At 39.5% G+C, this 9,372-nt stretch carries 10 protein-coding genes; 3 read left to right on the forward strand and 7 right to left on the reverse strand.

The genetic code is table 11. The features are described from left to right. The 3 genes from FJR08_RS10515 to FJR08_RS10525 all read right to left on the reverse strand — a co-directional run. Positions 1-622 (reverse strand): phosphoribosyltransferase (locus tag FJR08_RS10515; protein ID WP_168633132.1); only part of this gene is annotated, 622 nt, incomplete at its 3' end. Continuing rightward, positions 619-969, reverse strand: a complete 351-nt coding sequence (locus FJR08_RS10520) for an Hpt domain-containing protein (RefSeq protein ID WP_168633133.1) — start codon at positions 967-969, stop codon at positions 619-621. The genes FJR08_RS10520 and FJR08_RS10515, both read right to left, overlap by 4 nt. Positions 970-1,010: 41 nt before the next feature. Then, positions 1,011-2,489 (reverse strand): diguanylate cyclase domain-containing protein, encoded by a 1,479-nt coding sequence (locus FJR08_RS10525; protein WP_217357508.1) that lies wholly within the window; start codon positions 2,487-2,489, stop codon positions 1,011-1,013. Between the two features lie 218 nt (positions 2,490-2,707). On the opposite strand from FJR08_RS10525, the gene FJR08_RS10530 reads away from it, so the two are divergent. Then, a complete protein-coding gene (locus tag FJR08_RS10530; RefSeq protein WP_168633134.1) occupies positions 2,708-3,652 on the forward strand; it encodes an aldo/keto reductase in 945 nt (314 codons plus the stop codon). On the opposite strand, the gene FJR08_RS10535 is transcribed toward FJR08_RS10530, so the two are convergent. The 4 genes from FJR08_RS10535 to FJR08_RS10550 form a co-directional block, all read right to left on the reverse strand. After that, positions 3,649-4,101 (reverse strand): SRPBCC family protein, encoded by a 453-nt coding sequence (locus tag FJR08_RS10535; RefSeq protein ID WP_015079856.1) that lies wholly within the window; start codon positions 4,099-4,101, stop codon positions 3,649-3,651. The two genes, FJR08_RS10530 and FJR08_RS10535, sit on opposite strands and share 4 nt — an antisense overlap. 168 nt (positions 4,102-4,269) lie before the next feature. Then, positions 4,270-5,709: a 9,9'-di-cis-zeta-carotene desaturase gene (zds, locus tag FJR08_RS10540; RefSeq protein WP_168633135.1), complete on the reverse strand. Its 1,440-nt coding sequence runs from the start codon at positions 5,707-5,709 to the stop codon at positions 4,270-4,272. 207 nt (positions 5,710-5,916) lie between these two features. Beyond that, positions 5,917-6,087: a ribbon-helix-helix-containing protein gene (locus tag FJR08_RS10545; RefSeq protein ID WP_015079854.1), complete on the reverse strand. Its 171-nt coding sequence runs from the start codon at positions 6,085-6,087 to the stop codon at positions 5,917-5,919. Between the two features lie 371 nt (positions 6,088-6,458). Continuing rightward, positions 6,459-8,075: a hypothetical protein gene (locus tag FJR08_RS10550; RefSeq protein ID WP_015079853.1), complete on the reverse strand. Its 1,617-nt coding sequence runs from the start codon at positions 8,073-8,075 to the stop codon at positions 6,459-6,461. Positions 8,076-8,374: 299 nt separating this feature from the next. On the opposite strand from FJR08_RS10550, the gene FJR08_RS10555 reads away from it, so the two are divergent. Further along, a complete protein-coding gene (locus tag FJR08_RS10555) occupies positions 8,375-8,731 on the forward strand; it encodes an iron-sulfur cluster assembly accessory protein (protein ID WP_015079852.1) in 357 nt (118 codons plus the stop codon). Between the two features lie 176 nt (positions 8,732-8,907). Further along, a complete protein-coding gene (locus tag FJR08_RS10560) occupies positions 8,908-9,339 on the forward strand; it encodes a M48 family metallopeptidase (protein WP_148760411.1) in 432 nt (143 codons plus the stop codon). The last annotated feature ends 33 nt before the right edge of the window (positions 9,340-9,372 follow it).

Consider the following 9,372-nt stretch of genomic DNA (forward strand, 5'->3'; position numbering starts at 1 on the left):
GTGCGCGAACTTCGTTATCTGTGGTTTGGCTAAAATCGTCGTACCATAAACCAATTGCAGACATTACTTCTGGACATTGCAAACAAACTACATCATCCACTTCTAAACGCAATTCTTCACAAGTATTTAGGGGTGCAACTGGAACAGCCACAATAATTTTTGTCGGCTGTTGTTGGTGGATAATAGTGAGGGCAACCCGCATGGTTGCACCAGTAGCAATCCCATCATCTATGACAATAACCGTTTTATTTTTAACATTAATTGCTGGTTTATCACCGCGATAAACCTGATTCCGGCGCTTTAATTCTCGCAATTCCTGGTTAACAACTTGGGTAATTTTTTCTTGATCTATTCCCAAGAAATCAATTATATCTCGGTTGAAAACAATAATATTTTCCGAAGCAATTGCCCCCATAGCCAGTTCTTTGTGTCCAGGTACACCGAGTTTTCTGACTATGCACACATCCATGGCCGCATTCAAAATTTTAGCAACTTCAAAGGCTACAGGGACACCACCACGAGGCAAAGCTAGTACCAAGACATCCTCAAGGTTACTATATGCTTGTAAATGTTGAGCTAACATTTGACCAGCTTGAATGCGGTTAGAGAATTTTTTGCTCATGAGACTTTCACTATTTTCTTGAAAGCAATTTCAACTTGTGCATACTCATTAACCAACTGTGACACCAATTCTACAACCCCTTCTAGATTGCCACTCTTCCCTTTTGATTCTAACTCTAAACAAAGCTGATGGAGATTCATCGCTCCCAAAGAGGCACTGCTAGACTTTAAGCTGTGGGCTTTTTTGTCGAGGGTATCAGCGTCTTCATTGGTGACAGCTATTTGAATCGCAGCGACAATTTTCGGAGATTCCACTAGATAACAGTTGATTATTTTCACCAAAACTTCCTGATCACCTTCTAGCATATCCAGTAAGGATTCTAAAACCTGAGTATCTATTGAAGACATGTAAACTTTAATATTTTGATTTTATATTGTGGCAATTGCCATTAAACATGAGTTTTTTCTGTTCCCTCTGAATGATAAATAACGTAGCGATTGCGTCCTGTTTCTTTTGCCCGATAAAGAGCTTCATCTGCCTTAGCAATGAGAAATTTTGCAGAACCGCTGGCTTGAGGAATAATAGTCGCAATCCCCAGACTCAGGGTCAGGTATGAACTAATTTGAGAACTTTTATGAATCAAACCCTTACTGCGGATAGATGAGAGAATTATTTCTGCAATACAAATTGCCCCAGCTATATCTGTATGCGGTAAAACTAAAGCAAATTCTTCACCACCATAACGAGCGGCTAAATCTCCGGGACGTTGGGCTACTTGATAGAGAATTTGAGCAACTTCTTTTAAACATTCATCTCCAGATTGATGTCCATAAGTATCATTATAATTCTTGAAAAAGTCTATATCACAAAGAATCAAAGATAAAGGCACTTTTTCTCTTTCTAAGCGTTTCCATTCTCGCTCTAAAACTTCATCAAAGGAGCGACGATTAGGAATTTGAGTCAAACCATCTATACTTGCTAGTTGTTGTAATTTCTGGTTAGCTGCTTCTAATTGTTGATATAGTTCTGCTTGCTGAATAGCCATGACTAATGGATTTGTTAGTTGTGTTAGCAAATCAATATCCGATTTAGCCCATCTGCGTGGTTGAGAACATTCATAAACTACCAATAATCCCCAAATACTGTTTTCCTGTTGAATGGGGACAACTAAATTGGCTTTCGCTTGTAATTGACTCAGTAAATCAATATGACATTGGGAAAGCCCAGCATTATCAATATCTTCGATCACATAAATATTACTTTGCCGATAGTCGTAACCACATTGATCAGAAAAGTAAGTATCTTGAAATACTCTTCCTAACATAGAATCCCATTCAGCGGCTACAGATTCAACTATGACATATCCACTCCCATCTGGATGAAACCGATAGACAATGACACGATCAGTTTTTAATAATTTACGGACTTCGATAGCAGTTGTACTCAGAATTAGTTCTAAGTTTAAAGATGTGCGGATTTTTTGGGTAATTTTAGCGATTAGCTGCTCTTGTTCAATCTTATACTGTAATTCTTTCATAGTCCAGTGCATTTGGAGCAAGCGGCGGACTCTTTGTCTTAAAACTGCCCAGTGAATCGGTTTAGTAATATAGTCAGCAGCACCAACAGAAAATGCTTTATCTACGGAATCTTGGTCATTTAGTCCTGTAATCATTAATACAGGAATGTTAGGATCAAATGTGTGTAGCTGATCGCAGCAAGTAAAACCATCCATTAATGGCATTATTGCATCTAGAAGCACGATATCTGGCTGTAAAGTCATGACAATATTTAGGGCAATTTTGCCATTACCTGCTACGATCACTTGATATCCCTCTTTTTCCATCGCATAACGTAATTGCATTTGTATAACTAAGTCATCATCTACAATTAATACTAATGTGTTGTTTATGTGAATAGAGGAAGTCACTATCTATAATTTCCTTGCTGAACTTGAACTGAAACTATACACACATTATGACTTGAGTTGAGTAGCCCCAGAATCAAAACAGACATAATACTCAATCCAATTGGCAATGATCTTAGCCGAAACATGGTCAAAATCAGTAATGGGACAGAATTAATTATACAACTGATTTTTCTGTTCCCTCTTCCCTTTTTTTTGTAAATATAATCAATTTTACCAAAATGGAAACCATCACATTAGGAAAAAATGGTCTAGCTGTTCCCCCTCTTTGTATCGGTACATGGGCTTGGGGTGATAAAGTATTTTGGAATTATGGCAACGGCTATGGTGAAGAACAGTTACAAGCGGCTTTTAATGCAGCTTTAGATGCTGGTATCACCTTCTTTGATACGGCAGAAGTTTACAGTTTAGGACTTTCGGAACAGTTTTTAGGAAAGTTCATGAAACAAAGCTCCCAAAAGGTACAAATTGCCACGAAGTTTGGCCCCTTACCTTGGCGTTGGGATGGTAAATCTGTATCTGACGCTTTAACGGCTAGTCTCCAACGTCTCCAAGTTGAGAAAATTGAATTATACCAAGTTCATTGGCCTTTTGCTTTCTTTTTGACTCAAGAAACTCTCATGAATACCCTCGCAGATGAAGTGAAACGGGGGAGAATCGGCGCAGTAGGTGTGAGTAACTATTCAGCAGCCCAAACGCGAGAAGCACACCAGATATTAGCCGCTAGGGGCGTACCTTTGGCTGTAAATCAGGTACGTTATTCTCTACTAACGCGCCAAATAGAAGGTAAAGGTATTTCCCAAACAGCCCGTGATTTAGGTGTAACTATTTTAGCTTATAGTCCCCTAGCCCAAGGATTGCTCACAGGTAAATATACACCCTCTTATAAGCCTCAAGGTGCAAGAAGCATAGATCCGCGATTTAGTCAAGATGGTTTAAATAAAATCGCCCCTGTTTTATCTCTATTACGAGAAATTGGTGAAAAATACGATCGCACTCCTGCCCAAGTATCCTTAAATTGGTTAATAGCCCAAGGTAATGTCATTCCCATTGCTGGAGTCAAAACCGCTGAACAAGTTAAACAAAATGCAGGGGCTTTAGGGTGGAAAATGACTCAAGATGAAATTGCTGAATTAGAGAAAATCACTCGTCCTTGGTTACATTAAGGTAAGCTCATATCCTGCACATTCAAAGCGTATAATTTAAACCGTTCTAAATCTGCTTGAATTGTGGACTCCACCACCTTTCCTAAAAACAAATTATCCATAAGTTTACCAATCAAGCCAGGAATAGCATAGGAAACCGTCATTTTCACAATACTAAGATCATGACGATCATAAAAGCGAATTGCTCCTTGATTTGGTAAACCATCAACCGATTCCCATTGAATAATTTGATAAGGAATTATTTTGGTAATTCGAGATTTCCACGTAAAATCTAACCCTCCTGTACTCAGTTTCCATAGAGAAATTTCCGGGTTATCTTCAGTAATTTTGACTGAATCAATCCATTTCATCCATTTAGGCATTTGCTCTAAATCAGACCACAATCCCCATGCTAATTCTATGGGAACTTCAACTTCTACCTGGACACTATGTTCTAACCATTCACTCATAGGATTTTAGATTTTAGATTGATTATTTATTGAGTATTCTTCCCAATCCCCAATCCCCAATACAAATCAGTTAAGCATTTTTTTCTTCTCTCTGTGTCCTCTGTGCCTCTGTGGTTAGTTAAAAAAAGAATTTTAGGGCTTACTAAACCGTATTTATAGAGCCAGTCCCTACTTCTTCACATTTTCGAGAATTACCTTAGCCGCACGTTTTCCAGAAACCGTTGCCCCTTCCATGCTGTCAATATAATCTTGTTGAGTATAACTCCCAGCTAGGAAAAAGTTAGGAATAGGTGTTTTTTGATCGGGACGGTACGCATCCATTCCTGGTGCTTCTCTATACAAAGATTGAGCCAATTTAACCACACTGTACCAAGTCATGTTTAAATCTCTTGACGAAGGGAACAGGTCATGCACTTGTTTAAGGACGTGGTGAGCAATTTCTTCATTATTTTGCTTAATAAAAGGATCACCCGGTGTCAATACCAGTTGCAACAATGAACCCTCCCCAGGACGATAATAATCTGCGGGACTAGTTAAAGCCAAATCCGCAAAACAGGAAAAATCAGCATCAGCAGTATACAACAAATTATCTATCCCAGTCGCATGATTTAGCTGTTTGCGTTTTTCCTCATCTCCCAGTTCTGTCACCCAACCATCAAAGCGTAGCTGCACTGTAGCGACTGGAACAGCATCTAACTTATAAATGTTATCAAATTCTGGCCATTTCCGCCAAGGTTGGGGTAAAACTCGCTGAATCCCTGGAACATCACAAGCACAAAGATAAGCGTCAGCGGTAATTACTGCTTCTGTGTCACCTTGGGCAACTAATATACCAGTAACGTGAGTTTCGTCGCCAGACTCAGCAAACTGAATTTCTCGGACTTGACGACGGGTGTGTATTTTTGTGCCTCTTTCTTCCAAGTATTTAACAATAGGTTTGTGTAAATATTCGTGAGGTGAACCTTCCAGCATTCGCAGAATTGAAGCTTCTGTTCTGACTGCAAAAAACTGGAAAATTGTCAACATACATCGGGCGGAAATATGATCACAATCTATAAATCCCAGGGCGTAAGCAATAGGATTCCAGAGACGTTTAATGCTACCTTTACTACCACCGTGACTATAGAACCAGTCAGAAAAACTGATTTTATCTAATTTGCGAATAGTTTTCATTGCCCCATCAAAGTCTACCAAACCTTGAACTATGGGGCTAGTACCCAGAGCGATCGCATTTTGGAATTTATCCCGTAATGAAAGTTGGGAAGTAGTAAAAAACGCCTTTAATCCGTTAAAAGGCGCACCAGTAAAAAAGCGAAAATCTAACGCCCCAGTTTGTCCACCTTTATTGATAAAAGTATGACTATGTTCTTTGAGGCGTAAATTATCCCCAGCCCCCACTTTCTCCATCAATGCAAACAGATTGTAGTAGCAGCCGAAAAAGACGTGCAGCCCCATTTCAATATGATTGCCGTCACCATCTACCCAACTGCTGACTTTACCACCCACAAACGGACGAGACTCGAAAATTTCTACCTCACAGCCCGCATCTACTAAATCTACAGCAGTTGCTAACCCAGCTAATCCCGCACCCACAATTGCAACGCGCATTCCCTCGTTCCTTGTTCAGTTTCTTTACAAATTGTAACTGAATTGGTGACTGGTTAGTTGTCAGTAGGGGCGAAGCATTTGGAAGATAAATTATCGGTCATTGCCAAAAATAGTTCTCCAAATGCTTCGCCCGTACAGTTGCCAGTTGTCAGTTGCAAAAGAATATTTCTCTCCCCTGCCCCCTGCCCCCTGCTTCCCTGCCCTCTATCACCCTCCTGCCACTTCTTCCCCCTGGGGTAAACTTCTAATCAGTTCTCGAATTACATCTGTTGCTGGTCTGCCTGTCTGTTGACAATATTTTTCTAGTTTCTCTGCTTCTTGTGTTGCGAGATTAACTGTTATGCGTTTAACTGCCCATTTTTTATTTGTCATTATCATGCACTTTGCTGTATATTAACTTGATTTAGAAAGTTCGGTCACTCAAAACAAAAATGATACTATGAAAGTTAGTCGGAATTAACAAGGTAACAAAAACACTAATCTTATTTAAAATTTTCAGTTTGTCAACTACCTACCAAAATTTTTTTTGCGATGATTTTGCTTGAATACGGGAAATTTCTGGAGATTTGCACCATGAGTGTATTTTATACCAATTTAAGATGAAGCTGTATTGAATCAGATTTCTAGAATTATTGACCGCGGATAAAGACGGATGAATTCATGGATTTTATGATTCTGTGCAGCCTCTCATCAAGTTGGTATTAGATATCCTGTAATTTAATTCATAAATTTTAGGTATATCTATTTTTTTAGTCAAGTGTTTCTAAGTTTAATTCTTCCGAGGAAAGTACATTAGCTTCTAATAGAGCCATCATATCTCGTAATTGAGGATTACCACGAGCAGTCCCGGTCAATCCTTTGGCAATAATTAAACCGCAATGGCCTTTGGTATTTTTACACCGCTGATGCCATTTTTTCTTAGCTTCTATGTGAACTGGATCATCATCTAAAAATTGCCCAAACAAAAATAATTCATTATTATGTGTTTGCAATAAACCTAAGTCATAGAGATCATCATCCACAGGATCGGTTACCGTATGAAAACAGATGGCGTTTAATCCTCCAGCAGCTTGAATATTTTCAATAATTCCTTTAGCTTTAGGGCGAGAGGTTTGAATGACAATTACAGGTAAACCGTCCCCTTTTAGTTCAAATTCCCCTGCTGCTTGGTAATTAGGCGCTTGACGCAGGTAATTTAATGTTTCCCAGGGTAATACTCCCAAACTCATGAAAGCATCTTCAGGGATTAAGTCGTCTCTGAGGGCTTCAAAGATGGAATCATCTTCATCTTCATCATCTTCGTCATCTAAATCAAAACCAGCCATTTCTTCTAATTCTGCTGTCAATTCTGGCATAGTAGAAACGGTGACAGTTAAAGATTTACGCCTTTTGTCGGTTTCTGGTAGGGAAATTCGATAACGTTGACTCAGGGTAAGAAAATCTTCGTCGTATAATTGCCGATGGTGGTCATGCAGAAACCGCAATAAACTTTCTACAGCAACAAAAGTTAGTAGTGCTTCTTCTTCATACAAAACGGAACGTAATCCTTCTAGGGGATGAATATTTCCGAAGGTAGGTTCAATTTCTGAAAGTGGCATTTGTGCCAAATTTCCTAGATCATCATCTTCGTTTTCGTGCAAGGAATCAAAGGTGAGAAATAAACAATCTTGTTTGAGGAAGGCTTCTTCTAAATCTTGCTGAAGTTCATCTTCATCAGCTAAAACAGCAGCCCGAAACCGCTTGAGGGAATCTTCCGAACGATAAAACAAAATTCCATATTCAATTCCTAGCATTCCCATGACTGAGGCATAGAGTTTCTCTACATCCCATTGATTAATCTCTATGGATAAAATTTGCTGTTCTTCTAAAAATCTCCAAGGGGCAGATTGCCAAACTTCTAAGGCTTTATCATGGAGGAGTTGGGCGTATTTGGGTGGTAAATCGGGAATTTGGCTATCAATGACTTCGGCAAAAGAACGAAATAGTTCGTCAATTATGGGTAATTCTGGTACGTAGTCAATGGCAATATCTAAGTCTTGCAAGACTCCGCGCAGGTAAAATTGAATTTCCCGGTCGCGGACAACTATTCTTTGCGGTCTACCGGGTTTGGCTGGACTTTGGGGATGTTCTATTGCCTGCATGAGGGTACGCACAATGGCTTCTGGTCCCAGGGCGGGATCTACCATGTCCATGCTTCTCACAATGCCTTCTGAGGCATCTACCCAAAGAATACAATCTCCTTTGGCATCTGGGTCTGTAAAGGGGGTGTGTGGTGATGACAATGGACGGCGATCGCCCTCCCATACAGAAGGAATCTGGGGTAATTTCTGCAACCGACGACTGGTAGAGCGATTAAAACTTGTCATAGAGTAAGTGAATCAAAACAAAGCGATTGAAAATTAGAGTTTTGGGAATGGTTAATCTTTCAACACACCGAACCCCTCAATTCTAGAATAAAAATCTGAGGTTGCTAATAAACACAGCAACAGTTGACACAAACAGGGATTATTCTAAAATTTTCTCCTATCTTTCCATCTTCCCATCTTCTTATGCTTTTTTGCCGTCGGAATGTCGCTAAAATGAATACAAAAACATTCATAGCAGCCCAGAGGTACGAGAATGCCTGATGGGGTATTGATAAAACTAGTTCAGGAGTTAAGAATTTATGACACAAGCAACTCAAACTCAACAACGGGGAATTCTATTATCTGAATCTGCATTGCGTCAGGTTAAGTCTCTTCAAGATAAGCAAGGGCAAGATCTATGCTTACGGGTGGGAGTTAGACAAGGTGGTTGTTCGGGAATGTCTTATATGATGGATTTTGAGGATGTCAGCAAGATTAACCCTGATGATGAGGTTTTTGATTATGATGGCTTCAAAATTATCAGCGATCGCAAAAGTCTCCTTTATCTTTACGGCTTAATGCTCGATTATAGTGATGCCATGATTGGTGGTGGTTTCCAATTTACTAACCCCAATGCTGCCCAAACTTGTGGTTGCGGTAAGTCTTTCGGCGTTTGACACTCCCCGGTCTAAAGACATTGACACCTAAAATTTTTTGGAATTTTCAGGTATCAATTCCGAGGTTTTCAGCATATTTTTTGATAAGTTAGGAGTCAGAAGTCAGAAGTCAATTAACAACTGACAACTGACCACTGACTAAGAACAACTGACAACTGACCACTGACTAAGAACAAATGACTAATACAATTGATTCCGTTGATTCCCTATTTGATAAAGGTTTAGAACGCTACAAGGCTGGAGAATCTGTAGAGTCACTGATTCCTGTATTTAAAGAGGTATGCGATCGCTCTCCTAAAGCCAGTTCAGCCTGGGTTTGTCTCGCTTGGTTATATCTTCTTGATAATAAAGGTAAATTGGCTTTCAACGCTGCTAATAAAGCTGTGAAACTCAATCCCCAAGATCCGCAAGGAAGAATTAATCTGGCTTTAGCTATGTTAGAAACAGGTCAAAAAGGTTTACGGGAACACATTGACTTTGCACAACAATTGATATTTGTCAATGAAGAATGGCAGGAAGAAGTTAAAAATAGCATTGAAGATGGTTTAACCAGAAACCCTGATTGGAAAAACTTAGCCAAAGTCAAAAAATGGTTATTTGAAAAATAGGGAATAGGGAACAGGGAGAAGATACTTCCAATT

Source organism: Dolichospermum sp. UHCC 0260, from assembly GCF_009711985.1.
GTDB lineage: Bacteria > Cyanobacteriota > Cyanobacteriia > Cyanobacteriales > Nostocaceae > Dolichospermum > Dolichospermum lemmermannii.